Below are 24,405 nucleotides of genomic sequence, written 5' to 3'. Positions count from 1 at the left end.
TGTGATGAAAAACTAAGTTTACAGACATATGTATACTTATAAGGTAAGTTAATACTTGAATTTGAGTTAATACCCCCTTCTACTCATGCGGAAGGGGGATTTCATTCATTTCAATACGGTCTAATTTTTTATTTCAAAGACAACACATAGACATCTTCTGCAGGTACTACTACCAACAACTTTCACTTATTTTCTTTGACATATTATAACCACTAATAGCAAAACCAACTTCCTGATATAACTTTAAAGCCCTTTGATTGTGGTAAGCAACTCTTAGTTTTATTTGTTCAATGCCAATTGATTTCAATTGTGATTCAAGCGCCTTAATTGCTAACTTTCCATAGCCGTTATTACGGCTATTAGGGAATATGAAAAAGTCATAAATAAATGTGGATTTATCACTTACCTTAATCGAGTGCCATAAATAGCCAACAAGGTTCGATTCTGATTCAATACACAGCAACTCGTGTTCATTGGTTTCCAATCCATTAGGAAAACAACGTATTAGGTCTTGCTGAGCTAATTCGACAGCCCGCTCCATTGAGTGACCATAATTTTTAGAAATCTCATGGCTGTAATCGTCAATGAAATAATCACAATACGCGGGATATTCATCTAATGTCATTGGCCTAATTTGGATCATGCCAGCTCCTATTCAAAAGTGATTTTCTGCAAGTCTTGCAGTGGCAATGTACTAAATCACCGACTTTTCCTGATATTTCGTCTTTAACTTAGCCACTCCCCGACTGCGTCACCCATAGTTAATCCTTGCGCACCTTTCATCCACAGCATGAAATTACGATCAAACTTAAAACTTTCGCCACACTTTAACTTAAAGAACCGACGAACATTTTGAGTGTTCTTATAAGACGATGTAATCAAAGTACTGTTAGAAATAGCATCTTTATGCCAATCAAATTCATTCACGTTACATCCTTAGGCTTTTCACCCAAGTGTTGAGTAAACCGTAATAAATAACCATCTGGGTCTTGAATCAAAAATTCACGCTCTCCAGAAAGCTTACTCCCGATGTCATACCACGTTTCTTTCAATTCACGATAATAAGAAACCTGATACTGTTCAAGACGGCCTATAAGCGGGGCTAGATCAGGTAGTTCGATTTGAAGGTTAATACCTCGGCCTAAGGGAGCAACGAGTTCACCCGTTACCCAAGCCGTCTCATTAATCTGCTCAAGCATAATTTGAACCTGGCCTTGCTCTAGATACACAAAATCGGGTTTGTCTCGCCTAATTCGAATAGAGAAACCTAACACTTGTGTATAAAAAGCTAACGACTTATCAAAATCAGTAACGAGTAATTCGGGAACCATCGGATTCCAATATTCTTCCATATCAATACCCTATTATTAAACTGATTCAAAACGCTATGCGCATAACATCATGTTTATTCAACTAATCCTATTCTTATAGACTATATCCGTTGTTCAACATTGAGTTCCATAGGCACATAACGAATGCCATTTATACTCAGCTCCTCCGACATTGCTTTAAACCCGACTTTCCCATAAAAACCAAGTGCATAAATAGATGCTTTGACTCGAATCAACCTTGCGCTACTAATTTGCTTCATTTCTTCGACTAGTCGTTTCGCTACACCAAAACCATGATATTCAGTTTTAACATAAAGATGACCAATGTAGTTCTCTTCCCGCCAAGCTATATAACCGATAATTTCGTTACCAATAGTTGCTTTAACTGCCGAATAAATGTCGGGATTTTTCACCTGTTCAATATCAGCCTTAAACGCAACTCTAATCGCCTCCTGACCTTCTGCATTAAGTAGAGGCACGACATGTTCTTCATTAACTGACTCACCTAATTTAAGGATTAAATCTAGATCCCTGAGAGTCACTTTTTCAAAAGTAAATTCCATTTTTTTCCTAGTACATAACGTCCAAATACCCACAATCAGTATCATATCCCACCGACCAACACAACCACTTTAGAGGTAGTCTATGTTAATCCAATTCTAGTTAGAGTCCGCGAACACCTAGCCGAAAGGCGAATATAATAAGGATAATATAAATAACAAAATAAAAAGATTTATGACAAAAACAATTCCGTTATTAAGTTTCATATTAGGAATATCGGCTGCGATATAGTTCAGCATGTTCGATGCAATACTCACCTGTAAGTTCAACTTGAACCTCTCCAGGAACGACCATTTCCGGTAGTTTTACATAAGCAAAAACACTCAGTTCCTCACCGGATACTAAACAAGTAACCCATATCGTAATTTTACGATAGCCATCAGGTTCGTTAATTCGCTCCAGTACATCCATTAACTCTAGAGCATCGTTTGTCACTTCAAAAACTTGCCCTCTAACAGGCTGACCTTTACCTGGATTTAAAATCAACCAAGGCGAAAAACGCACACCGACTAAATAAAGTGGATAACTTTCCTTAGTATCAAAGTTTTGGCGATAACGAATTCCTTTATTGTTTTTAAAATTTGGGAAACCTTCTTTCAAAGTTCCAAATACGAAGACTTTGTGCACGAAATGCTCCCTACTCCTAGCACCAAAATAGCGGGCTAAGTAGTGCTTGCTAAAATGTTGAAACCGAGCAAGCTCTATGTGTCCCAGTTAATTGTCTTTGTTCGGCAATCACAACTTGTAGTCATTTTTATAAGAAACCTTATCTGATAAAACTTAATAACGCCTTGTTGAATCTTAATTCAGAGGCTTGTTAGCAGACAACTTACAACGCCAGTTTGAACCCTTCGTGAGTTGCTATAAAACCAAGTTTTTCATAAAACCTAATAGCATCAGGACGTTGTTTATCGCTAGTAAGTTGAACAACCTTACAATTCTTAGTTTTCGCTAGCTTAATGGCATGTTCAAACATTTGCTCACCGAATCCTCGACCACGAAAAGACTCATGGATTCGAACTCCTTCGATAAGACAACGCCAACTACCAATATGAGTGAGGTAAGGGATAAAAGTTAGCTGGAGCATACCGACTAGCTGCTCATCAACCTCGACTATTAGGAGCTCATTATTAGGGTCAACATCTATCGCTTTAAATGCGTCAACATAAGAGCTTTTCAATGGTATTGATGCGTCCTCCCTTTGGCTTCCAAGCGGATCTTCGATAAGTAATGACACGAGATTTTCCAAGTCATTCATCTTTGCTGAACGATACTTTAATTCCATAGATACATCCTTTTTACCTCGGTCTACTAACCAATAGTAACGATTAATTTTCTTTATGAACAACATCTTACCAATTTTAGACTGCAAGGTAAACAACCCTATAATCGTCATAGTCGCATGAACTAAGCACCTTAGATAACTGTATCCATATACAGCACTAAGATCTAAACTTAGACTCTATGTGCAAATATAGCAATATTAATAACAACACAGAGTGCTTATTGCTACGCAATAATGACTTACACCACCGCCCTCAAGGGCAGTGTTTTTCGTCAGAGGTGATAAAGCTTAAATAACAGGCTTAAAACTGTTGATGAAAATTAATGACTAAGGAGAAAAATAAACTTTTTTTGCCCTTGTTTAACGCTTTATTAGGCATTACTACAATTTTGTAAAAACGGTTCAACCTCAGTTAGAAACAACTCAGGAGCCTCTGCAAAAGACGCATGCCCACAAGGTAACACAACGAACTCTGCAGACGGCATAGACTTAGCAGCAACTTTTCCATCTTTATTGGCTGAGACTGCTAGATCATGTTTACCGAATAATAATAAAGCAGGCGCTTTAATGTTAAGTGCAAGTTCTCGTAAATCGCTCTCCGGGCGAGAAAAACTACGCCACATGGAGCGATTGAGTGTAATACATGCATTAGTAGCTTGAATTGTAGAGGCTCGTTGCAACATAGCCTTTGCCGTAGAAGTACGCCGTTTAAGGTACATACTGGCAAAACGATGTGGAGAAATTGAAAATCGACTGCCTTGGATTTTGCAAAAAGAACGGCTCATTACGTTGTGCGGAGTAAACCCACCAGGAGAAACCAACACCAGACCACGCACAAGTTCAGGCGACTCACTAGCTAAACGAGCAGCAACATTACCACCAATGGAGTTACCTATAAAAAAAGCTGAAGGTAATGCTAACTCAGCCAAAAATTCGCGCAGAACGTCGTAGAAAAAAAGAACGGTTGCTAACTCAGGACGTTCTGGTTTTGTAGATTCACCATATCCAGGCCAATCTAGTGCAAGTACTCTATAATTTTTTGAAAGCGCCGGAATAACAGCCTCAAAATCCAGGCTATCACCAGGATTTGCATGAAGTAAAACCAAAGGCTCGCCCTGCCCATACTCAGAGTAATGAACTGAACCAGAAGAGATAGTAATTGAAGGCATAAACTACTCCGTTTTTAGGCCTAACGCCCATTTAAGGGGCAAAATAGGGTTGGCTAAAATTGGTGAACGGAGTGAACAAAAAGCCAACTGTATTTTGTCCCTCTTTAAATTATTGTTAGCAGGTTTACTACCAAGGTTGAACCGATATTGACGGCTCACGCTCTAATAAATTATTCCATATCAACTGAGTGATTGAACCACCCGCAATATAGAAATTCGGTAAACCAATACTTTCACATACCTTAGCTGTCTCTATTAATTCGGGAACTGATTCTATTAAAATTTTTAAACTATGATCCATATGACCCACTAACTGCTAACCTCGCGCTAAGCGGAAAACATTTTCACCACCGTTTTACATACTCACAGTGGCGATTAGCTGCTTAATAGTTATGTACTTCGGCCTTGAATCCGCTGGTTTTGAACCACTTTATTTTGCTTGTTGATAAAGGGAGTTCTATCGGATATGGTTCTGGAATGTATGGTTCTACGGGATGTGGTACTTCTATCGGATATGGTTCTAAAGTGTCAGATTCTATGGGATATGGTACTTCTATCGGATATGGTTCTGGAATGTATTGTTCTACGGGATGTGGTACTTCTATAGGATACGGTTCTAAAGTGTCAGATTCTATGGGATATGGTACTTCTACCGGATATGGTTCTGGAATGTATGGTTCTGTAGGATTTGCCAGTCTAATAAAACCTATATGTCTTTTAGAACGTACAGACGAGCTATCTTGCTGATTAACTAATTCATTTAATTTTTCTAACATTTCTTTTTTAGTAAATGACAAGTGATTTGAATTCATGATTATTATCTCCAAAAATACCATATGCTTAAAATTGTTAAAAGAGTAGTTGATGTAATTAAAACTACATCAAGACTATGTTTATATTGCATCAACCACACTACTACACCTTTACCTTTTTGTAACAAATAGTTAACAATAAAATTGAAAAAGCTATCAACAAAGACATCATCGGTACGAGCCATAATACCGTGACATTCAAATACAAAGACGGGAAAACACAAGCAACGAAAACCAGAACTTTACCAACGTTGAAATTTCTCTGGCTCATCTTGCAACATGTGCTTCCCAAAGGATTACAGCGAGTGCGGGATTATGGTTTTTTACATGGTAATGCCAAACGGCTGAGAGTGCGAATTCAAGCTATATTGCTGCATTTGTTCAATTGGAAAATACCTAAACTCGTCGCAACGTTCACTGCGAAAGCCATTAGAATTTGCCCTTGCTGTCAGCATGAAATGAAGTGCGTTGGTATTACACGAACGACCTAGCCGAAAGGTGAACATAATAGGAATAATGGCATTAACATTACAGTTGGAGATATTAAACTTATGGTAAACACTGGCTAGTTAATTGATAAGTAACAAGTCTGTTATTTATCTCAATTTCGCTCGTCTTGGGTTTAACCCCAAGACGAAGTCCCCACCAAGATCAAACACGTAATTTACTATATAAAGAAGGGCTTGGGCTTGCTCAACACTCGAATAAGGTGTCGGCTGAACGACACCTATTCTTATATGTTAGCAAGTTGTAATTAACAGCCTGAACTAATGGTTGTTAATAAAGGCTCACCGGAAGCTTTCCAATGATATATAAAATAGCAATTGGTTGTTTTAACTTCACTTTCAGTCGGTTCAGCTTTATCGAGTACATTTCTCGGTGTGGCAACAACAGCATAACTACCACTTGATACATGAATACGATAAGCCCAGTCATCAACATTTAGCCCCGCCCCCTCGAATATTTCAGGAGGTGATGAGTAGTCTGCCGAAAAGCCTGTTGCAGTTGCTGTGGCCGCCCAAGGTTGATAATTACTACCTTTAACTCCTGAAAATTCTACTTGAGTCTTAAACTCATTTCCAGAAGTAAGCGTCTTACTCTTAAATAAAGAAACTGATGATTTAATTGCACCAATAGCACCTGATATTTTAGCTATATTGGCATCTGACTTTATATTTATATATTTAGGTAGAGCAGTAATAGACAGAATACCCAAAATGACAATTACAACTACCAACTCTATTAATGTAAAGCCAGAGCTTTTGGACAATAATAATTTTTTCTTAACTTTAAACACACTACTTCCTAAAATTAACGAGTAGAACAGAAATAACCTGACTAGCTAACGCCAACATAATATGTAGAGTAAGCTTGGCAGTTTTATTGCGCCTTTTGCAATAAGATTTGTCAAACTTAAGAAATCATAATTTATGTTCTTGTTAGCTCTGACTCAAGATTTACGTTTTAATGCTTTTGCAGCACAATAAAACAATATGGTTATAATTATCGCCGAGACAACATATGCAGGAAACGTTGTTTTCAACATCAATAAACTACTATCAATCCTCTGCTCTTCATGTAGAAAAGGGGTCGCTTGTGAATTAAATGAATAGTTATAGATAGTGAAATTAACGATAAAATTGACGACAGCTAAAGTTATATAAATTAAGAGTGATTTCATTCGCATCTATTTAACCTCCCAAAACCAAACTTCTCGGGATTCATTTAGATCACTTACGCGCCCAAGAAACTCAAGAATACCTCTTGTAAACATTGATGAACTAGTTATTTCATCTTTGTTCCACAGATCAATATGATCTCCACTTCGATTCGGGAAAGATTCATTTCCACGTTGCCAGTAGTCTTTAAAGAAAATAATGCCTGTTTTACTATCAAGATCATCTTGAAATGAAGCTGGGCTAATCTTTTCAACTTTACCTAACCAGTTAAAGCTAGATTTATTAAGCCAAACAGCCATCTCTTCAGCAAGAAGAATATGTTTCATACCCTCATGTCCCCAGCATTTTTTGACTTTGGCTCCGACGGTTGATACACCAGACTTAATTAAGGCATCGCTCAAGTTAATTGCGCAATAGTTTCCAAATGGACTAGATCTGGTCGGCTGCTTATTCTGACACCTTGCTCTTATCAGGCTTTTCTCAGGAAAGTTCTTCCATAATTCATTAAATTGAGACATCGTATATCCTTATACTTTAGATTTATGGTTGCTAACGCCGTTTTAAGCGGCGAGAAATAGTTGGCTAAAATAGTGAGGAACGGTAGCCAACTGTTAGCAGTCCTACTTAAAAACCCTTGTTGAACGAAGCCACTATTCGGCAGAGTAAGCAAGCCAGCATTCATACTAATAGCACCGCCATTATGGTGATATCTTATTGGAGTATTCAGTATGAATTATTCACAACAACGATTTAATTTTCTTTATGAACAACACCTTATCAATTTAAGGTTGCAAGGTAAATGCTCAGCGACCATTGATGCTTATTCTCGTGCAGTTCGACGGATTAGTGCGTATTTCGATAAATCTCCCGATTATTTAACTACCGCTAATCTAAAAGACTATTTCAATAGCCTGATCCAAACGCATTCATAGAGTACGGTTAAAGTAGATGGGAATGGCTGCAAGGGTAGATTAACCTGCCAAAGCTTGGCGCTAGAATGCTTGATGCTATTGTACAGCATGAGAGTTTATCTCTACCTAACCTAAAACAGAAAAAATGGGTCGTTGATTGCCGAAGAGTCGGTTATGGTCTGCCAGCGTTACAATACCTATCACGCTATTTGTATCGAGGCGCATTGCCCAACAAAGATATCATCGACACAGCTAATAACACCGTGACATTTAAATACAAAGACGGAAGTAGAGTAATACGGATTTGTCCTTACTGTCAGCACGAAATGAATGTCCGGAAATAACTTTAGCAACTAAATCTCTACTACATTCTCCCCTAATAGTGATAAAATCTCCGCACCAAAATAACCGAGAAACTCTATGTTTATCCATCATGTTAACGGCATCGACTGGCTGGTGATTACAGCTTTTGAAGAGCTGAAAACTATATTTATCGAAGAAGCCGGTGCGATCCCCTTTTGCTTATCTACCGCCAGCGACTTAAACCTGATTGATCAAACCAAGCGCACTTATGGATATTTGCCTACACTCAGCGGCGTAATCACCGATACCGGCACTTTTCAAAGTCAGGATAATGAAGAAGATTTGAACCCACAGCTTGCCTGCCTAGTCGAGGGGCGTGGTCGGGTATTTATCTATCACGGCGGCTTTGTGGCTTTTGTGGATGACGAGCAAACCTTTATTACCCGAATGGACTGAAAATTATTCAGTAAGTTGAAATCGGCGAGCTGCATCTCTAGCAAGGAATTGGGCAATTTTGAGTTAGCTAGGCTAGCTAACTCGTTCGTGGACAAAAATGCGTTAGATTTAATACTCTAACGCACTAAACTTAGATTAGGAAAAGTATCCTGAAGTATTAAATTTTGTTAGCTAATACTAATTGCGGGAAGCACTTCTGCGAAATCATTATCCAGCATATCTAATACACTCTCATAACCATATTTCGGCTGCCACCCTAATTCTAATTGCGCCAAACTAGAGTCATAAACTCGGTCGAGACTTTTAGGTAAATGCCAAGTTCGATCTGCGAAGTCTTTTACAAGCTTCGCAGCATACTCTTTTACGACATCATCAGCGTTTAGATAAAGCTGCTCACAACATGTCTTATTAAATGGTGTTTTTCCAGAAATAATATAACGCCTGAACCCCGAAAGACGTTTTTCGATGGCACAAGCATGAGCATTCGCTACATCTCGAGCATCAATACCACGCGTAAGACGATAGAGAGCCATTAAATTTGCAGGTTCAGGAAAGCAGCGAGACATTTGAAGTACAGTGACAGGTAAATTAAACAAGTTTGAGATATTTTCCAAAATCTGCTCTGCTTGTATCTTGGATTTGTGGTAAATCGTTTTAGGTCTAGGAGTAACCGTTTCATTGACCCATCCTGCAACGCCATCAGGCGTTGAAGAAAAACCATAGAGGGCTGTAGTGCTCGTAAACACAAAATGTTTAACCCCTTTTTTTACTGCTAATAGTGCTAGTTGCTCCGTTGCTTTTATGTTGATATCTTCGAATTCGTGGTCAGATACCAAGCCTACATGCGGCGCATGCAATGCAGCTGTATGAACAATGACATCCACATCCTCTACAGCCTCAGTTAACAAACCAATATCACGAATGTCTCCAACATAGTTTACTGTAGAGCAAGGAGTTTTATCTATTCCTACGACTTTGTGAGTCTTCATCAATTTTATATAAATTGCACGTCCTACTCGACCGGCTGATCCTGTAACTAAAATTTTCAACTTTTACTACCTGTTTGAATCCAAGAGTCTATTCTATCAGTTTACGAATGGTATGGTCTTCCTCTTCGGTATTGCATTGACCAAAAAATACCGCAAACAAGTATTTATGAATTAGAAAAATTCAGTCAAAATGCTGTTACTGGATAATGTGTGAGTTTTAACCCTAAGACTAAATGGGGCAATTTTGAGTTAGTAAGGCTAGCTAACTCATTCTTGGACATAAGCGTGTTAGTTGGATCCGATGTGGGCCACTATGTATATAAGACTCTGTTGTATTTGTGTTGCTATGGAATAGTACAACTAAATTATGCGCTTTAATGTCAGGAAAGGATGTTGTGGATTTAAGGTTCGCTGTATAGCTTTGTCTATCTCTATCGCTGAGATTTCCATCTCCAAGCTGTGATACATAATAGTTTACATTACTCTCAAATGTATTTTGATCTGATTCCGCACTAGCCAAATTATAATATGGCGTATACCCCAATAAGAATTCGTTCGAAAGATCTGCCGGACATACGTTATTATAGCTTTTATTTGACTGGCCAACTTTTAAAATCAACCACATATTGGCCTAACGCCCCTCTAATAAGTAAACCACGGCTGACGGGCGGGCGATTTGCTCAGCAAATGGCGTGTCAGCCCTGGCGAATCTTAATTCAGCAACTTTTTATACGATGATTTCATCATCACGCCAAACATCTTCAAATCCATTACGATCTATCATTATTCGATAACTCGGTTCTAAAGCTAAATATTTCATAATGTACGGACAATATTTTTCTAAATGTATGCCGCATAATGGATCAAAAAAATCATCTTTTTCTGAAAACTCTCCACACCAAATATACCAACCTGAAGTGCCATTAACATCTTTGGTTCTGACTGCGTGTAAAGGTTCCTGATTTAAAGTTGATAACGCAATACCAACTTTTAAGCTTAAATCAATTCCGTAAAATTTAGAGCCAAATTTTTTACAAATTTTAGATTGTTCACCCATCGCTGGAGTTTCCTGAATCGTATAACATTTGTTTATGTGAATTTAGTAATCACCGATCTTCTGGTTTTATGTGTTTAGCTTTTGCTGAGAACTCTTTAAGTTCTTCAATACTATATTTGGTATGCACTCTTTCAACTGAAGGAGGCTGATGGTTAATACTTACACCTGTACGCCTTGCCACTTTAGGCCGTATAGGTCGAGGGACAAAACCACCACCGCAATTTGGGCATACATTTTCTAGTATTTCATTTACACATGTTACGCAAAAAGTGCATTCATATGTGCAAATCATTGCTTCAGTAGAATCTGGTGCTAAGTCTTTATTACAACATTCACAATTAGGTCTAATTTCCAGCATATATCAAACTCCATTTTGATTTACATAACGCCCCGCTAATAAGTGACCAAATGCTGGCGGGGGATTTGCTCCGCAAATGGCATGACAGTATTTGTGAATCTTGATTTATTTTCTTGTTAGCTATGTTAACTTCTTAGTGCATAACTTGTTAAACACTTTTTTATATAAAAATAATGACAGAATCGAGATCAGAATAAAGCAAGGTAATACATATAAAAATATATAGGGTGCATTTTCCACTCTTTGTTCTTCATGTAGAAATGGAAAAGCAAGTTCTTTGTAAGCTTCTAAAAATACAAAAAAGTTCAAGCTTGAACTAATGACAATACCAACAAGATAGGTAAAATATGGTTGGATTTTTTTCATATTATTTTATCTCCCAAAACCAAACTTCCTTGCTTTGATTAAGATCAGAAACGACTCCAAAAACTTCATATACAGCTCTAGTCGTCATACTACTACCAGTTGTTTCATCTTTGTTCCACAGATCAATATGATCTCCACTTCGATTCGGGATAGATTCATTTCCACGTTGCCAGTAGTCTTTAAAGAAAATAATTCCTGTTTTTCCATCAAGGTCATCTTGAAATGAACTTGGGCTGATCTTTTCAACTTCACCTAACCAGTTGAAGCTAGATTTATTAAGCCAAACAGCCATCTCTTCAGCAAGAAGAATATGTTTCATACCCTCATGTCCCCAGTATTTTTTGACTTTGGCTCCGACGGTTGATACTCCAGATTTAATTAAGGCATCACTCAAGTTAATTGCGCAATAATTCCCAAATGGACTAGATCTGGTTGGTTGCTTATTCTGACACCTTGCTCTTATCAGGTTTTTCTCAGGAAAGTTTTTCCATAATTAAATTGAGACATCGTATATCCTTATACTTTAGATTCATGGTTGCTAAAATTGTGTAGCGAAGCGAAGTGAAACTGAGCAGACTGTTATCAGTCCCACTTTAAATTCTTGTTAGCAGAACTTTAACCGCGAACTGCTGTAACAGTTACCTCAATTAAAACTTGTCCTTCGAGATCTACACCTAAACATGCTCGTTGAGGCCAATGCTGCGGATTTATTCCAAGCCAAGTTTTCCAAACAGAATCCATGATTGGTTTATCCGACATATTAGCAATATACACTTGAGCGGAAACTATTTGAGTTTTATCTGAAGCAAGCTCCAACAAGTTGCTTTGAATTGCATCTAAGGTGAGCTTTGTTTGCTGCTCAATACCAACTGAAGTATCTGAAGAAGTTGCGACAGTCCAAACTAAATCTTTATAAGCAGATGACTTGCTACGTCCATCGTAAATCCCACCTTTTCTCTCGATCATAGAGACTTCCTTGTGCTGCTAACGCCCAACTAACCAGTGCGGTTTGCAAAACGCGTTATTGTAAACTGAATCTGCGTTCAGTTGCTTGTTAGTAGGTCAACTCCAAGGGAGCACCTTTACTTGCTGCCACCTAGCCTTATAGCCAGCGGTCATTTTGTTGTAATTTGCTTCCGTCATTGCTCGCTTATTTGGTTTTATCAACATATCAAATGCATCCTCTACTCCATATGGTGCAAACAACTTGATACTGCTCGAACTATCCAGAGTAAACCCGATGGCAAATGCAGAAAGCCAAGATTCTATGCCTTGTTCGACACGTTCGTATGCCTGAATGGAGCAATCGAACTTCTTGGAATAGCGCTCATGAATGATCGCTTGGTTCTTTACGTCAACGTCTACACAATGACTTAACCGCGAACTAATACGGCTTTTGAACTCATCTTCGGTGAAGATGCAAGTACTGTCGAAATAAACAACATCAAAGTCTTTAACTTGCTCAAGAAGCGGTTTACTTTCGATACTATTCCAGATTATTTGAGTAATAGCACCGCCTGCAATATAGAAGTTTGGCAAGCCTACTTCACGACATGCTTTGGCTGTTTCGATTAACTCAGGAACTTGTTGAATTAGGTGCTTTAGTTTTTGTTTAATCATCCTGACCTACTAACGCCTGCCTCATGTGTCGCAGGTAAATGCAGGCACTTGTTATGTGTAAAACTCTTGTGAATCGCCATGTTCGACATAACCCCAAACCCTGACTCCAGAATTAGTTAAAGTAAACTTTGCCTTATTAGTCAGACAAATACCAATAATTTTCTCGGTTGCATCGATTAGATCAGGTTTCACTAGCTGGCCTACCGGTTTTTCTAATTTAGTGACAATTTCAAACCACATCATAGATTTAAAATCACCATAATATTGTTCAATTTCAGGTGTATGTGTATAACTAAATTCTTCGTCTGGAAAAATGATCCATCAACATTTTTAGACCGAAACAAGAGCATTTCATCAACGTTTTTCAAATCTTCAAACAATGATATCCATCTTGAATTGTTTGATAACGAAATCAAATTTTTCAAATTACTGTCCACACCAAAATTACGTATAACGCCGCAAACACCGACGGCGTGCTGGCGCAGTTTTTTGCGCTTTTTGTTGCGCTTTTTGTTTTAGCAAAAAATGTGACAGCTTTAGCCGTCCGCGTGATTTGCCTTGTTATGTGAATTCTCGATTGAAGCGCCGAACTTTTGTGCGCATATTTTTCATAGGTGATGACGTATTAAACTGAATCATGCGCCCTAGAGTCCATCGCTCATACCACGCAACACCATACAACTCATGGTTACTTAAATTTGAAATAAGTAAAAGTATATCGCTAACCGTAGACTCTAGCTCAACAAGCAGGTCATCGTATTTCCAATCATGATATTCTTTGTGGAAACATTCGGCAAGTAAGCCCAATTGATTCCATTTATAACCCGTTTCAGGAAAATCAACATGCTGGTTTTGAGATTTTAAGTGATGCCATTTTAGGACAAGCTTGCCCCATCCAATCAAGTAAGCAACCGTGTCACTAACGCTAATGGTTGTACCTTTGATGTTTCCCTCTACACCAATTTTACGAGTGTTGCTTTCTGGAATTGAACGATAATCAGCCATTAGCTTGGGAACGATTGAGTTTATGGCTAACTCCAATTCATCCTTATTTTTTGGTACAGAAGACAATATCAACCTCCATTCACATAACGCCTCAATAATAAGCGTTTTTCGTCCATTTAATTGACTTGTTATAAGCACGTTAACTCTTTGAAGTCATTAGCTACTTTATCAAACTCACCTGTTTCATGCGACCAAATATAAATAGAATCTGTGTAACTATTGCTTTGTTTAATTAGGACAAGTTGATCACCACACCCGTTGCCAGCAATGGCAAGTGCGTTGTTTGGAAAATTTACGAAATCTTCGCAAGATTTAGTTTCTGCGATAATGTGATTACAAGTACGAGCTATACGTTTCCTATCCGACTTATCGAAAATAGGATATTGCTCCCATACATCACCAGCAACTTCGATTTCACCGCCATTGCTTTTTTGCATTGAAGTTTTGTAGCTCTGAGGAAGAACTGCATCCAATTCTACTTCAGCCTGAAGTACGAACTTTTCTTCTAGGTTGAATGCCACACTTGACTCCTTTAGTACTTATAACGCCCGGCTCACCGAGCAAATTTTTGATGGCGGCTTTTGTGCGAATTTAGTGCACAAAATGTGACAGCGGAAATTTGTCCCGTGCAGCCGTTTGTTATATTGCTTATTGATGAACCACATGGAATTGCTCTAAAACAAGCATCATATCTTCACATGGTTTCATATTGAGCTCTTCACACTCTTGTGCAAAGAAATCCCAATGAGCTTTGCGCCACCAATCTAGTGAACGATCACCTTCTCCTTCCAGATAAGCAAAATCAGCTGAAACATCGGAATACTTACATTCTTCAACAGACTCAATTTCAACAATGCAAACAGGCTTACCATTCCAATCGGTGACCACCATCAAGTGACCAACTATTGGCATTGATTCATCATCTGATTCATACCAATATTTCAGGCTACAGGTCGCTGTCTTTTGGCCAATACGAATTAAATCTGCACATAAATTGGCATTATGCTCATCAGCACAAAAGTAATCGGCGCTAAATGATTGATACTTTTTACGTTTAGGCTCACTTAATGAATCAAGGTATTGATTTAGATATATTTGTGATTTTTCTTCCATGATATCCTCTTAACTACTCTTGCAATATAACGCCTCAATCACGCGCTTGTCGCGTGCATTGCCTTGTTAAGTTTGATTTCCATAGGCTGATAAACCAAGCCTGCCGATTCGCCCACTTCACCACTACACTCAAACCCATATTTTTCATAAGCAGGAACTGAAGATAGAGACGCGCTGACGGTAACAGTTTCAACCTTCACATGATTCAAGACGGATGAAAGCAACTTTCTCCCAATACCGCTTTTTTGACACTCAGGACGGATAAAAAGCATTGCAACATGGCGACCTTCCTTTAATTCGATTACCCCTACGACTTTTCCTTCGTCTTCAGCAACCAGCATCAAGTTATCGCCCTTCATTCTATCGAGGAAAGCATTGCACTCAGATATATTTGAAAAGGTTGAAATCCCCTCATCAGACAATGTTCCTGCAACAGACTGCAAAAAAGAGTCCATGCAAATTGCACTGACAGCTTTAAGCTCCTTCTCTTCCATCTTCCTTATAATCATAAATGTCTCCCAAGAACTTAACGCCCTGTTAATGGGCAAAATATTGTTGGCTAAAATTGTTGAGGAACAAAACACAGCCAACTGTATTTTGTCCAGATTAAACAGCTTGTTGAACGAAGCCGCTGCGCGGCAGAGTAAACAAGCCAGCGTTCATACTAACCAATAGCATCACCATTATGGTGGTGCCTTATTGGGGTTATTAGTATGAATCATTCACAACAGCAACGATTTAATTATCTTTATGAACAACACCTTACCAATTTAAGGCTACAAGGTAAACGGCCAGCAACCATTGATGGCTATTCTCGTGCGGTTCGACGTATTTCGGCTTACTTTGATAAGTCTCCCGATGGATTAACTACTGCTGATTTAAAGGATTACTTTAACAGTCTTATCCAAACGCACTCATGGAGTACCGTTAAAATAGACCGTAACGGCTTACAGTTTTTCTATCGTTACACCCTCGACAAACAATGGGAGTGGCTCAACATCGTTAAACCACCACAAGTTAAGCGCCTGCCTGATATTTTAACTCCAACGCAAATAAGTAAAGTCATTAACGGCACCAAGAAGCAACGCTACCAAGTATTCTTTCTCACGCTTTACAGCATGGGACTACGATTAAGCGAAGGCTTAAACCTGACAGTTCATGATATTGATAGCCAAACCATGCAAATACATATTCGTGATGCTAAAGGCGGTAAAGATAGATTAGTTCCTCTGCCAAAGCGTACTTTGTACGCACTGCGCAGTCATTGGCAAACGCATCATCATGCGCGACTGATTTTCCCAGGATTGGGAAATGGTATGAACTCGCCAATGGACAAAGGCGGCATTCAAAAAGCCATCAAACAAGTTTTACGTGATTGTAATATCAATAAACTCGTTAGCCCGCATTCGCTACGTCATTGCTTTGCTACTCATTTACTCGAAGGCGGATTAGATTTACGCTCACTGCAAGTCTTACTCGGTCATGCTTCGCTAAACACTACAGCGAGATACACTCAATTAACCCAACTCAAACAAAAGGATGCGGCCGTTGCCATCAATCAACTCGCTGACAAGTTAGCGCTAGATTGGAGTTTGAAATGAGTACCTTCATTGATTTACTTCGTCAGCATCATTACGAGTTTGAACGCCAATTTGGCAATCAACTTTCTCATGACAGCCACCGCGCAATCTACGCCATGCTCGGTTGTAAAACTGGGCATCAAGGTTGCTCACAATGGTTTTGTAAACACTGCAACCACGACGACAGACTGCCACTGTCTTGTGGTCATCGACATTGTCCGCAATGCCAGCAATGCACGACTTCTGATTGGGTTGAGCGCCAGCAATTAAAGTTACTACCCGTGCACTACTTTATGGTCACGTTCACTTTGCCTTACGAGTTACGAGCGCTTGCGCGTTCGCAACCCAAGCCACTCTATCAATCAATGTTCTCAGTCGCAGCAAGTGTGTTGAAGGATTTTTCCAGACGTAAAAACGGCGGTGAAATTGGCTTCACCACCGTTTTGCATACTCACAGCAGGAAACGTAATTTACATCCCCACTTACACATTATAGTCGCTAATGGCAGCTACAATAAAATGCGAAACCAATGGCATAAAGGTAAGAGTAACTATCTGTTTAACGCCTTTGCACTAGCTAAAGTCTGGCGAGCTAGAATGATTGATTCAATCAATCAGCACGCTGACTTATCACTGCCAAACACTAAAACATTACCGACTAAATGGGTCGTTGACTGCCGAAAAGTCGGTTACGGTCTTCCCGCCTTACAATATCTGTCACGCTATTTATATCGGGGCGTATTACCTGATAAAGACATCATCGATACAAGCAATAATACCGTGACATTCAACTATAAAGATGGACAAACTCAAGCAATAAAAACCAGAACCTTGCCGACGCTGCAATTTCTCTGGCTCATCTTGCAACATGTGCTTCCCAAAGGATTACAGCGAGTGCGGGATTATGGTTTTTTGCACGGTAGCGCCAAGCGGTTACGCGTGCGTATTCAAGTCATATTACTGCATCTGTTTAATTGGAATACGCCTAAGCTCATCGCAACGTTCACTGCGAAAGCAATCCGTATTTGTCCTTGCTGTCAGCATGAAATGAGGTGTGTTGGCATTACACGAACGACCTAGCCGAAAGGCGAACATAATAGGAATAATGGCATTAACATGACAGGTTGGAGATATTAAATTTATGGTACAACTAGCTAGTTAATTGATAAATAACAGGTCTGTTATTTATCTCAATTTCGTTCGTCTTGGGTTTAACCCCAAGACAAAGTCCCCACCAAGATCAAACACGTAATTTACTATATAAAGAAGGGCTCGGGCTTGCTCAACACTCGAATAAGGTGTCGGCTGCGCGACACCTATTCTTATATGTTAGGTTGTTGGTATCGCGTTCTTTATCGCTTCTGCTAGTCCATCTGCGTTTTCCCACGCCATCGAATGCCCAGCATCGGAAACAACGCTAATCGTTACCTCATGCTCATTCAACTCTGTAGAGTCGGGATCAGGCAAAGATTTACTACCAAATATGTACGTTCTGTTTGTGTCCAGAGAGTAAAACATATCACGCCAACTTGGATTCTGTCCTTCGATCAACGATAAGGCTTGCCTGTGCGTAGCAACCGATGAGTTCACGATCAAGCTGGCAGCCCATTGAGTATTCAGATTACTTATACTCTCCTGCACTATCTGGTCATGCCCGTTGTTTTTATATTCAAGTTCGGTATAGCTAGCAATTTTTTTGCTAAAAAATCCGCCTCCGCTATCGAGGTTAGCCTCACTCAACACCAGTGCTTGTAGCTGATCTTGAACTTTCTCAGCCAACACAACTGATACTGCCCCACCCATACTGTGACCGAATATTACAAATCTATCCAAACCCAAGTATTTAATAAATTCTTCAAGATAAGTCGCGTGGCTACGTATAGAGTAATCAAATTGCTCCGGTTTATCACTAAACCCCGAACCTAGTAAATCAACAAGAATTCGCCTGTGAGGAAGCAACCAATTACTCGACACTACTTGTGGGTAATCAAACGAGGATGCACAACCAATCCCATGTATAAAAATAATTGGAACTTCCGAACCGGGAAGGTCGTGGTATCTAAGAATTGCGTCGCAACTTTTTACCTTAAACTCTTTCATTCATTCCTCTGCATACTAGTTTGAAGGAGCACCGCACCAACCTAACGCCTCAAACACCGGTTTGGGAAAATTGGCGGATTTTTGGAACAAAAAAGGTGACAGCTTTGCCAAGTCCGAGTGCTTTGACTTGTTATGTTTTTGCAGTTTAAGCACCTTTAGTTCGCTTTATTCGTTTTATTCGTTTTATTCGTTTTATTGTAAATATGGACAACAATGAAACCAGCAAGCCAATTACAAAGTAAATTGCGGTAAGAGCTGGTGTGACTACCATGTATAGCTCGTGGTAGTTTTCATCAAAGCATGATCCAGTTTTTTGATCAATAGCACCGCCCATATCCAAGCAGGAGTCCACGATTAGAAAATTATGAGAGGCATAGATAACTAACAGGCCTAGGCTAATACTTAAAATAATATCTATGATTCTAGCGTTCATACTTCCCCTGAAACATAACAGTATTTTACAGAATTCCGTAAAACACTTTTTTAAATTAATTAAAGAACTAAAATACTAACAGTATAATCCATTAGTTACAATTACTTACAAAACAATTAATGCGATTTAACTTGTATCACATACACAGAATGGAATTATTTATACGGGTCCGTAAAAGTAAATTACGAGTACAAACAAAAATAAAATAATCAACACATTAAAAATATGACAAGGTTCAAAGAAAGCCAATTTCACTCCGTTAAAACCTCATATTGCTTCTCATATAAATAATCACACGCTATAACTGTATATAACACCAGTTTAAAAGCGTATTTTATATGACAGCATCACCTTTCTTAGAATCTATACGAACAGAAATCAAAACTAAACATTACAGCTATAAAACAGAGAAGGTTTACATTTATTGGGTTAAACAATTTATTATTTTTAACAATAAACGACACCCTGAAACGATGGGAAATACCGAAATTTAAGGCTTCCTCAAACATATGTCAGGCCAGTACTATTTGATTACAGCATTACTCTATGGAGGTGGATTCAGACTGAATGAAGCTTTATCACTTAGAATCAAAGATATTGATTTAATAAATAAATCTATATTTATATTCAAAGGGAAAGGGAATAAAGATCGCTATACACTATTACCAGAATCATTAATTCCAATGATAAAACAACAGATGGAACACGCAAAAGCTATTCATGAAAAGGATATATCTCACGGTTTTGGAAGTACGTCTTTACCAACATCATTGCATCGAAAATATAAGTCATCATTACATACATATACTTGGCAATATCTATTCCCTTCAACCACAAGGTGTATCCACCCACACGACAATTATGTCTGCCGTCATCACATTCATGATACAGCCTATTCAAAAAAATTAAGAGCAGCAGTAGTCACAAGTAAAATAACGAAACGCGTAACAGCACATACATTCCGTCACTCATTTGCAACGCAGTTACTCAGCTCTGGTAGTGATATAAGAACAGTGCAGGAGTTGCTAGGTCACTCTGACATCAAAACCACAGAACTGTATACCCATGTGATCGGTAATAAACGAGCTGGGACACCAAGTCCAATAGATACATTACGATTTTTATAAAAAAGGCCTGTTACTCTAGGAGTAACAGGCCTTATGAAGTTAATTCTCGTTTAGTACATTACTGCACTACCCTTAATTACTCTTCAGTAGCTTCTTCTGCGCTATCTGCAGCATCAGTTGGAGTAGCTGGAACTTCTGTTGGTGCTTCTGCATTTTCTGCATCAACAACAACTGCGTTCTCGTCTTCTTCAACTTCATCGATACGTTGTAAACCAACAACTTGCTCATCTTCACCAGTACGGATCAAACGAACACCTTGTGTATTACGACCAACCATAGATACTTCAGTTGCACGTGTTCTTACTAGCGTGCCGCCATTAGTAATAAGCATTAGCTCATCACCATCAAGTACCTGCGTTGCGCCAACAACTTTACCGTTACGTTCACTTACTTTAATTGATACAACACCCTTAGTACCACGACTCTTCGCAGGGTATTCTTCAAGTGCAGTTCGTTTACCGAAACCGTTTTCTGTTGCTGTTAAGATTGCACCATCGTTCTTCGGTACGATTAGCGATACTACTTTTTGGCCTTCATCAAGTTTGATACCACGAACACCCGTCGCTGTACGACCCATAGGACGTACACCTTTGAACTTAACTTCAGGTTTACCGTTTTCATCTAGAGCCGGGTTACCGTCTTCATCAAGTACAGGCGTTTCTTCAAACTCGCAGAAACGTACTACTTTACCTTCATCCGAGAACAACATTATGTCGTTAGTACCATCAGTGATATCAACACCAATTAGTTCATTCCCTTCATTTAGGTTAACAGCGATGATACCGCCAGCACGAGGCTTGCTGTATGCACTTAGTGCTGTTTTCTTCACTGTACCGTTAGCCGTTGCCATGAAGACAAACTTATTATCTTCAAACTCAGACACAGGTAGGATAGCAGTAATACGCTCACCTTCTTCCAGTGGTAGTAAGTTAACAATTGGCTTACCACGGGCTTGACGACTAGCTAATGGTAATTGATATACCTTCATCCAGTACAAGCGGCCACGGCTTGAGAAGCACAGAATATGATCATGTGTATTAGCAACCAACAGACGTTCAATGAAATCTTCTTCTTTCATCTTCGTTGCTGACTTACCTTTACCACCACGACGCTGCGCTTCATAATCAGTAAGAGGCTGATACTTAACATAACCTTCGTGAGACAATGTTACTACAACATCTTCACGTTCAATTAAGTCTTCCAAATTAATGTCAGCACTGCTTGCCGAAATCTCGGTACGACGTTCGTCACCAAAGGCATCTTTTGAAGCTTGTAGCTCTTCAGTGATAACTTCTAGTAAACGCGAAGGCGTATTAAGAATATGTAATAGTTCAGCAATAACTTCGAGTAGTTCTTTGTATTCGTTAAGAATTTTCTCGTGTTCTAGACCTGTTAGTTTGTGTAAACGTAAGTCTAAGATCGCTTGTGCTTGTATCTCTGTTAAGAAATACGAACCTTCACGAATACCGTACTCAGGTTCTAACCATTCAGGACGCGCAGCATCATCACCAGCACGCTCTAGCATTGTAGCTACATCACCTAACTGCCAGCCGCGGCTGATCAAGGCTTGTTTTGCTTCTGCAGATGTTGCTGATTGCTTAATTAGCGCAATAATGTCATCAATATTTGCTAATGCAATCGCTAACGACTCAAGGATATGAGCACGTTCACGAGCTTTACGCAGTTCAAATACTGTACGACGTGTAACAACTTCACGACGATGACGTAAGAACGCATCTAGCATTTCTTTTAAAGTAAAGATTTTTGGTTGCTTGTCGATCAGTGCAACCATGTTGATACCGAATACAACTTGCATTTGCGTTTGAGCGTAGAGGTTGTTTAATACAACTTCGCCCACCGCGTCACGCTTAACTTCAACGACCATACGCATACCATCTTTATCAGATTCATCGCGTAGGGCACTGATGCCTTCAATTTTCTTATCTTTTACAAACTCAGCAATACGTTCAATCAAACGTGCTTTGTTTACTTGGTACGGTAGTTCATGAACAACAATCGTTTCACGACCACGGTCATTGGTTTCAATATCGGCGCGAGCTCGGATATGAACTTTACCACGACCAGTACGGTAAGCTTGCTCAATGCCCGCTTTGCCATTAATGATACCGTTCGTTGGGAAATCTGGGCCTGGAATGTATTCCATTAATTCTTCAAGACTTAGGTCTGGATTTTGAATTAATGCTAAACAACCATTGATAACCTCATTTAAATTATGAGGTGGGATATTCGTTGCCATACCCACGGCAATACCTGACGAACCATTAACCAATAGGTTAGGGATACGTGTAGGCATAACTTCCGGAATAAATTCAGTACCATCATAGTTAGGTACGAAATCTACCGTTTCCTTGTCTAAATCAGCAAGTAATTCATGCGCGATTTTTGACATTCTGATTTCGGTATAACGCATTGCGGCTGCAGAATCACCGTCAACAGAACCGAAGTTACCTTGACCATCAACAAGCATGTAGCGCAAAGAGAAAGGCTGCGCCATACGTACAATAGTGTCATAAACAGCTGTATCACCGTGTGGGTGATATTTACCGATTACGTCACCAACAACACGTGCTGATTTTTTATATGGTTTGTTCCAATCATTCTTCAATTCGTTCATCGCGAATAAAACGCGGCGATGAACTGGCTTCAAACCATCGCGAACATCAGGAAGAGCACGACCAACAATAACGCTCATAGCGTAATCTAAATAGGAATTTTTTAATTCTTCTTCAATATTGATAGGTGTGATTTCTGTGGCTAAATTACTCATATAAGCCTTTACCCCTAAGTTTTAAAGTGCTTTCTATTATATTTTTTAGAGAAAGCATTCTAGCATAATATTTACCAGCAAATACAATATATAAGAAAATTAACTCACTTGAATACAATTTTATTAGCTATTTATTCACTCATCTATAAATAATACTTCTGAAATCGTTTTCTCGTTATATACTATGCCCATATTTTTATGTTTCACCTTATTACTTTTCACCTTATTAACGTATCAAGAAGACATTGTATGAATGTAGATAAACAGGAAATCGCTAAATTTGAAGCCATGGCCAGTCGTTGGTGGGATCCAGCTGGTGACTTCAAGCCATTACATCAAATCAATCCATTACGCTTAGATTACATTGATGAGCGCTGTGGCGGCTTATTTGGCAAGAGAGTTCTTGATGTTGGCTGTGGCGGCGGGATCTTAACTGAGAGCATGGCTCGCCGTGGTGCAAAAGCGCTGGGTGTTGATATGGGTAAAGAACCCCTCAATGTGGCAAAATTGCATGCGCTTGAATCTGGTACTGAAGTTGAATACCGTCAAGTATTAATTGAAGAGTTAGCTGAAGAGCAACCAAACAGCTTTGATGTGATCACTTGTATGGAAATGCTAGAACACGTGCCTGACCCTGGTTCTGTGATTAACGCTTGCATGCGTCTTGTAAAACCAGGTGGCCATGTATTCTTCTCGACAATCAATCGTAATTTAAAATCGTATTTGTTTATGATTGTTGGTGCTGAGAAAGTCTTAAAAATGATGCCTAACGGGACCCATGACCATAAGAAATTTATTCGTCCATCAGAGCTATTACATTGGGTTGATCAATCGGGTCTATTCTGTCACCACATGACTGGCCTGCATTACATTCCATTAGTAGACCAGTTCAAGCTAGGCGAGAATGTTGACGTTAACTATATGCTACACACACAGCTTATCGATTAATGTAACAATTAATATAATTCTCCTTTTACCTAACAGCGCCTTTGCTGTTAGGTAAATAACTCAACACCTTTTTTCCTGCTTTAAATTCACTACCTCTATATAGCCATTTACAGTCATTTAACCCAAATAACTGGGCCTACTCTAATCAACACGCGCAAACAAAGTTATCTACTTTATAGGTAATATGAAACTTACTGCGTATAAAATGACGGTATTGTTTGTAATAACAGCCAGCTCAAAAAATAATAAATTAGTACTTGCGTGGTAGTTTTATAATCGAATTAGCTGTAAATATAATCAAAATTATTGAGGATCTCCTCACAACCTTGGCAACACTTTTTTTTCTTTTTTTTTTCACTTTTACTGTTGATTTTTGCTAACCGTAATTGATCACTGAGGCCAGAATGAAAGTCGC

The 24,405-nt window shown here is 39.0% G+C and carries 31 protein-coding genes and 1 pseudogene; 8 read left to right on the top strand and 24 right to left on the bottom strand.

What is annotated here, in order from left to right:
* Nucleotides 1-169 precede the first annotated feature (169 nt).
* The 8 genes from HWV02_RS09425 to HWV02_RS09390 form a co-directional block, all read right to left on the bottom strand.
* The gene (locus HWV02_RS09425) at nucleotides 170-643 is read right to left on the bottom strand and encodes a GNAT family N-acetyltransferase (protein ID WP_211690321.1); all 474 of its coding nucleotides are present in this window, start codon (nucleotides 641-643) and stop codon (nucleotides 170-172) included.
* An 83-nt stretch (nucleotides 644-726) separates the two neighbouring features.
* Complete coding sequence (locus HWV02_RS09420; protein WP_211690320.1) at nucleotides 727-927, bottom strand: DUF6434 domain-containing protein; 201 nt, start codon at nucleotides 925-927, stop codon at nucleotides 727-729.
* Nucleotides 924-1,352 carry a VOC family protein gene (locus HWV02_RS09415; protein ID WP_211679420.1) on the bottom strand — a complete coding sequence of 143 codons (429 nt, stop codon included), beginning with the start codon at nucleotides 1,350-1,352 and terminating at the stop codon, nucleotides 924-926. Before HWV02_RS09415 ends, HWV02_RS09420 begins: the two co-directional genes overlap by 4 nt.
* A gap of 80 nt (nucleotides 1,353-1,432) precedes the next feature.
* Nucleotides 1,433-1,894: a GNAT family N-acetyltransferase gene (locus HWV02_RS09410; RefSeq protein WP_211679419.1), complete on the bottom strand. Its 462-nt coding sequence runs from the start codon at nucleotides 1,892-1,894 to the stop codon at nucleotides 1,433-1,435.
* A 205-nt stretch (nucleotides 1,895-2,099) separates the two neighbouring features.
* Nucleotides 2,100-2,519: a gamma-glutamylcyclotransferase family protein gene (locus HWV02_RS09405; protein WP_211679418.1), complete on the bottom strand. Its 420-nt coding sequence runs from the start codon at nucleotides 2,517-2,519 to the stop codon at nucleotides 2,100-2,102.
* Between the two features lie 202 nt (nucleotides 2,520-2,721).
* Nucleotides 2,722-3,177 (bottom strand): GNAT family N-acetyltransferase, encoded by a 456-nt coding sequence (locus tag HWV02_RS09400; protein WP_211690319.1) that lies wholly within the window; start codon nucleotides 3,175-3,177, stop codon nucleotides 2,722-2,724.
* Nucleotides 3,178-3,548: 371 nt separating this feature from the next.
* Nucleotides 3,549-4,346, bottom strand: a complete 798-nt coding sequence (locus tag HWV02_RS09395) for an alpha/beta fold hydrolase (RefSeq protein WP_211690318.1) — start codon at nucleotides 4,344-4,346, stop codon at nucleotides 3,549-3,551.
* A gap of 383 nt (nucleotides 4,347-4,729) precedes the next feature.
* Entirely contained in the window at nucleotides 4,730-5,158 is a 429-nt protein-coding gene (locus HWV02_RS09390) for a hypothetical protein (protein WP_211679415.1), read from the bottom strand.
* A gap of 191 nt (nucleotides 5,159-5,349) precedes the next feature.
* On the opposite strand from HWV02_RS09390, the gene HWV02_RS09385 reads away from it, so the two are divergent.
* Entirely contained in the window at nucleotides 5,350-5,649 is a 300-nt protein-coding gene (locus HWV02_RS09385) for a transposase (RefSeq protein WP_370629425.1), read from the top strand.
* 263 nt (nucleotides 5,650-5,912) lie between these two features.
* Here the strand turns inward: HWV02_RS09385 and HWV02_RS09380 are convergent, their stop codons facing one another.
* Both HWV02_RS09380 and HWV02_RS09375 read right to left on the bottom strand, forming a co-directional pair.
* Nucleotides 5,913-6,455 carry a type II secretion system protein gene (locus tag HWV02_RS09380; protein ID WP_255550636.1) on the bottom strand — a complete coding sequence of 181 codons (543 nt, stop codon included), beginning with the start codon at nucleotides 6,453-6,455 and terminating at the stop codon, nucleotides 5,913-5,915.
* A 390-nt stretch (nucleotides 6,456-6,845) separates the two neighbouring features.
* A complete protein-coding gene (locus tag HWV02_RS09375) occupies nucleotides 6,846-7,355 on the bottom strand; it encodes a type VI secretion system amidase effector protein Tae4 (protein ID WP_211679414.1) in 510 nt (169 codons plus the stop codon).
* Nucleotides 7,356-7,565: 210 nt separating this feature from the next.
* Here HWV02_RS09375 and HWV02_RS09370 point away from each other — a divergent pair, with 210 nt between their 5' ends.
* From HWV02_RS09370 to HWV02_RS09360, 3 genes are all read left to right on the top strand, one after another.
* The gene (locus HWV02_RS09370; RefSeq protein ID WP_211690317.1) at nucleotides 7,566-7,769 is read left to right on the top strand and encodes a phage integrase N-terminal SAM-like domain-containing protein; all 204 of its coding nucleotides are present in this window, start codon (nucleotides 7,566-7,568) and stop codon (nucleotides 7,767-7,769) included.
* Nucleotides 7,770-7,834: 65 nt separating this feature from the next.
* On the top strand, nucleotides 7,835-8,092 hold the full coding sequence (locus HWV02_RS22995; RefSeq protein ID WP_370629424.1) for a transposase: 258 nt from the start codon (nucleotides 7,835-7,837) through the stop codon (nucleotides 8,090-8,092).
* Nucleotides 8,093-8,168: 76 nt separating this feature from the next.
* Entirely contained in the window at nucleotides 8,169-8,507 is a 339-nt protein-coding gene (locus HWV02_RS09360; RefSeq protein WP_211679410.1) for a cytosolic protein, read from the top strand.
* Between the two features lie 167 nt (nucleotides 8,508-8,674).
* On the opposite strand, the gene HWV02_RS09355 is transcribed toward HWV02_RS09360, so the two are convergent.
* The 12 genes from HWV02_RS09355 to HWV02_RS09305 form a co-directional block, all read right to left on the bottom strand.
* Nucleotides 8,675-9,556 (bottom strand): NAD(P)-dependent oxidoreductase, encoded by an 882-nt coding sequence (locus HWV02_RS09355; RefSeq protein WP_211690316.1) that lies wholly within the window; start codon nucleotides 9,554-9,556, stop codon nucleotides 8,675-8,677.
* Nucleotides 9,557-10,223: 667 nt separating this feature from the next.
* Nucleotides 10,224-10,553: a hypothetical protein gene (locus tag HWV02_RS09350; protein ID WP_211690315.1), complete on the bottom strand. Its 330-nt coding sequence runs from the start codon at nucleotides 10,551-10,553 to the stop codon at nucleotides 10,224-10,226.
* A gap of 49 nt (nucleotides 10,554-10,602) precedes the next feature.
* Entirely contained in the window at nucleotides 10,603-10,911 is a 309-nt protein-coding gene (locus HWV02_RS09345) for a DUF1272 domain-containing protein (RefSeq protein ID WP_211690314.1), read from the bottom strand.
* 367 nt (nucleotides 10,912-11,278) lie between these two features.
* A complete protein-coding gene (locus HWV02_RS09340; protein ID WP_211690313.1) occupies nucleotides 11,279-11,671 on the bottom strand; it encodes a T6SS effector amidase Tae4 family protein in 393 nt (130 codons plus the stop codon).
* A 221-nt stretch (nucleotides 11,672-11,892) separates the two neighbouring features.
* Nucleotides 11,893-12,243, bottom strand: a complete 351-nt coding sequence (locus tag HWV02_RS09335) for a Rid family hydrolase (RefSeq protein ID WP_211679407.1) — start codon at nucleotides 12,241-12,243, stop codon at nucleotides 11,893-11,895.
* 96 nt (nucleotides 12,244-12,339) lie between these two features.
* Nucleotides 12,340-12,897 carry a nucleotidyltransferase family protein gene (locus HWV02_RS09330; RefSeq protein ID WP_211679406.1) on the bottom strand — a complete coding sequence of 186 codons (558 nt, stop codon included), beginning with the start codon at nucleotides 12,895-12,897 and terminating at the stop codon, nucleotides 12,340-12,342.
* Between the two features lie 51 nt (nucleotides 12,898-12,948).
* Nucleotides 12,949-13,140, bottom strand: a complete 192-nt coding sequence (locus tag HWV02_RS09325) for a DUF6678 family protein (protein ID WP_211679405.1) — start codon at nucleotides 13,138-13,140, stop codon at nucleotides 12,949-12,951.
* The gene (locus HWV02_RS22990; RefSeq protein ID WP_370629423.1) at nucleotides 13,137-13,334 is read right to left on the bottom strand and encodes a DUF6678 family protein; all 198 of its coding nucleotides are present in this window, start codon (nucleotides 13,332-13,334) and stop codon (nucleotides 13,137-13,139) included. The genes HWV02_RS09325 and HWV02_RS22990 overlap by 4 nt, the downstream gene beginning before the upstream one ends.
* A 124-nt stretch (nucleotides 13,335-13,458) precedes the next feature.
* Nucleotides 13,459-13,968, bottom strand: a complete 510-nt coding sequence (locus HWV02_RS09320) for a ClbS/DfsB family four-helix bundle protein (RefSeq protein WP_211690312.1) — start codon at nucleotides 13,966-13,968, stop codon at nucleotides 13,459-13,461.
* 62 nt (nucleotides 13,969-14,030) lie between these two features.
* Nucleotides 14,031-14,423 carry an SMI1/KNR4 family protein gene (locus HWV02_RS09315; protein ID WP_211690311.1) on the bottom strand — a complete coding sequence of 131 codons (393 nt, stop codon included), beginning with the start codon at nucleotides 14,421-14,423 and terminating at the stop codon, nucleotides 14,031-14,033.
* 127 nt (nucleotides 14,424-14,550) lie between these two features.
* Complete coding sequence (locus HWV02_RS09310) at nucleotides 14,551-15,015, bottom strand: ASCH domain-containing protein (RefSeq protein ID WP_211690310.1); 465 nt, start codon at nucleotides 15,013-15,015, stop codon at nucleotides 14,551-14,553.
* 38 nt (nucleotides 15,016-15,053) lie between these two features.
* The gene (locus tag HWV02_RS09305; protein WP_255550635.1) at nucleotides 15,054-15,524 is read right to left on the bottom strand and encodes a GNAT family N-acetyltransferase; all 471 of its coding nucleotides are present in this window, start codon (nucleotides 15,522-15,524) and stop codon (nucleotides 15,054-15,056) included.
* 204 nt (nucleotides 15,525-15,728) lie between these two features.
* Here HWV02_RS09305 and HWV02_RS09300 point away from each other — a divergent pair, with 204 nt between their 5' ends.
* Both HWV02_RS09300 and HWV02_RS09295 read left to right on the top strand, forming a co-directional pair.
* Complete coding sequence (locus HWV02_RS09300) at nucleotides 15,729-16,616, top strand: site-specific integrase (RefSeq protein WP_211690309.1); 888 nt, start codon at nucleotides 15,729-15,731, stop codon at nucleotides 16,614-16,616.
* A complete protein-coding gene (locus tag HWV02_RS09295) occupies nucleotides 16,613-17,674 on the top strand; it encodes an IS91 family transposase (RefSeq protein ID WP_211690308.1) in 1,062 nt (353 codons plus the stop codon). The genes HWV02_RS09300 and HWV02_RS09295 overlap by 4 nt, the downstream gene beginning before the upstream one ends.
* 249 nt (nucleotides 17,675-17,923) lie before the next feature.
* On the opposite strand, the gene HWV02_RS09290 is transcribed toward HWV02_RS09295, so the two are convergent.
* Entirely contained in the window at nucleotides 17,924-18,694 is a 771-nt protein-coding gene (locus HWV02_RS09290; protein ID WP_211675065.1) for an alpha/beta fold hydrolase, read from the bottom strand.
* A gap of 771 nt (nucleotides 18,695-19,465) precedes the next feature.
* Between HWV02_RS09290 and HWV02_RS09285 the strand changes: the two are divergent.
* Nucleotides 19,466-20,254 (top strand): annotated as a pseudogene (locus tag HWV02_RS09285) (integron integrase).
* Nucleotides 20,255-20,330: 76 nt separating this feature from the next.
* Here HWV02_RS09285 and gyrA read toward each other — a convergent pair.
* On the bottom strand, nucleotides 20,331-23,042 hold the full coding sequence (gene gyrA / locus HWV02_RS09280; RefSeq protein ID WP_211690307.1) for a DNA topoisomerase (ATP-hydrolyzing) subunit A: 2,712 nt from the start codon (nucleotides 23,040-23,042) through the stop codon (nucleotides 20,331-20,333).
* Between the two features lie 249 nt (nucleotides 23,043-23,291).
* Between gyrA and ubiG the strand changes: the two genes are divergently transcribed.
* A complete protein-coding gene (gene ubiG / locus HWV02_RS09275) occupies nucleotides 23,292-23,990 on the top strand; it encodes a bifunctional 2-polyprenyl-6-hydroxyphenol methylase/3-demethylubiquinol 3-O-methyltransferase UbiG (RefSeq protein ID WP_211675059.1) in 699 nt (232 codons plus the stop codon).
* Nucleotides 23,991-24,405 lie beyond the last annotated feature (415 nt).

It is taken from the genome of Moritella sp. 28, from assembly GCF_018219435.1.
GTDB lineage: Bacteria > Pseudomonadota > Gammaproteobacteria > Enterobacterales > Moritellaceae > Moritella.
Note: the sequence above shows the minus strand (reverse complement) of the source record. Positions and strands in the feature narration are given on the sequence as shown.

What these genes read in the sequence shown, in the direction of transcription:
- HWV02_RS09425 (WP_211690321.1), bottom strand. Translation starts at nt 643, where the DNA reads ATGATCCAAATTAGGCCAATGACATTAGATGAATATCCCGCGTATTGT.
- HWV02_RS09415 (WP_211679420.1), bottom strand. Translation starts at nt 1,352, where the DNA reads ATGGAAGAATATTGGAATCCGATGGTTCCCGAATTACTCGTTACTGAT.
- HWV02_RS09410 (WP_211679419.1), bottom strand. Translation starts at nt 1,894, where the DNA reads ATGGAATTTACTTTTGAAAAAGTGACTCTCAGGGATCTAGATTTAATC.
- HWV02_RS09400 (WP_211690319.1), bottom strand. Translation starts at nt 3,177, where the DNA reads ATGGAATTAAAGTATCGTTCAGCAAAGATGAATGACTTGGAAAATCTC.
- HWV02_RS09395 (WP_211690318.1), bottom strand. Translation starts at nt 4,346, where the DNA reads ATGCCTTCAATTACTATCTCTTCTGGTTCAGTTCATTACTCTGAGTAT.
- HWV02_RS09390 (WP_211679415.1), bottom strand. Translation starts at nt 5,158, where the DNA reads ATGAATTCAAATCACTTGTCATTTACTAAAAAAGAAATGTTAGAAAAA.
- HWV02_RS09375 (WP_211679414.1), bottom strand. Translation starts at nt 7,355, where the DNA reads ATGTCTCAATTTAATGAATTATGGAAGAACTTTCCTGAGAAAAGCCTG.
- HWV02_RS09370 (WP_211690317.1), top strand. Translation starts at nt 7,566, where the DNA reads ATGAATTATTCACAACAACGATTTAATTTTCTTTATGAACAACACCTT.
- HWV02_RS22995 (WP_370629424.1), top strand. Translation starts at nt 7,835, where the DNA reads ATGCTTGATGCTATTGTACAGCATGAGAGTTTATCTCTACCTAACCTA.
- HWV02_RS09360 (WP_211679410.1), top strand. Translation starts at nt 8,169, where the DNA reads ATGTTTATCCATCATGTTAACGGCATCGACTGGCTGGTGATTACAGCT.
- HWV02_RS09350 (WP_211690315.1), bottom strand. Translation starts at nt 10,553, where the DNA reads ATGGGTGAACAATCTAAAATTTGTAAAAAATTTGGCTCTAAATTTTAC.
- HWV02_RS09345 (WP_211690314.1), bottom strand. Translation starts at nt 10,911, where the DNA reads ATGCTGGAAATTAGACCTAATTGTGAATGTTGTAATAAAGACTTAGCA.
- HWV02_RS09335 (WP_211679407.1), bottom strand. Translation starts at nt 12,243, where the DNA reads ATGATCGAGAGAAAAGGTGGGATTTACGATGGACGTAGCAAGTCATCT.
- HWV02_RS09330 (WP_211679406.1), bottom strand. Translation starts at nt 12,897, where the DNA reads ATGATTAAACAAAAACTAAAGCACCTAATTCAACAAGTTCCTGAGTTA.
- HWV02_RS09325 (WP_211679405.1), bottom strand. Translation starts at nt 13,140, where the DNA reads ATGATGTGGTTTGAAATTGTCACTAAATTAGAAAAACCGGTAGGCCAG.
- HWV02_RS09310 (WP_211690310.1), bottom strand. Translation starts at nt 15,015, where the DNA reads ATGGAAGAAAAATCACAAATATATCTAAATCAATACCTTGATTCATTA.
- HWV02_RS09305 (WP_255550635.1), bottom strand. Translation starts at nt 15,524, where the DNA reads ATGATTATAAGGAAGATGGAAGAGAAGGAGCTTAAAGCTGTCAGTGCA.
- HWV02_RS09300 (WP_211690309.1), top strand. Translation starts at nt 15,729, where the DNA reads ATGAATCATTCACAACAGCAACGATTTAATTATCTTTATGAACAACAC.
- HWV02_RS09295 (WP_211690308.1), top strand. Translation starts at nt 16,613, where the DNA reads ATGAGTACCTTCATTGATTTACTTCGTCAGCATCATTACGAGTTTGAA.
- HWV02_RS09290 (WP_211675065.1), bottom strand. Translation starts at nt 18,694, where the DNA reads ATGAAAGAGTTTAAGGTAAAAAGTTGCGACGCAATTCTTAGATACCAC.
- gyrA (WP_211690307.1), bottom strand. Translation starts at nt 23,042, where the DNA reads ATGAGTAATTTAGCCACAGAAATCACACCTATCAATATTGAAGAAGAA.
- ubiG (WP_211675059.1), top strand. Translation starts at nt 23,292, where the DNA reads ATGAATGTAGATAAACAGGAAATCGCTAAATTTGAAGCCATGGCCAGT.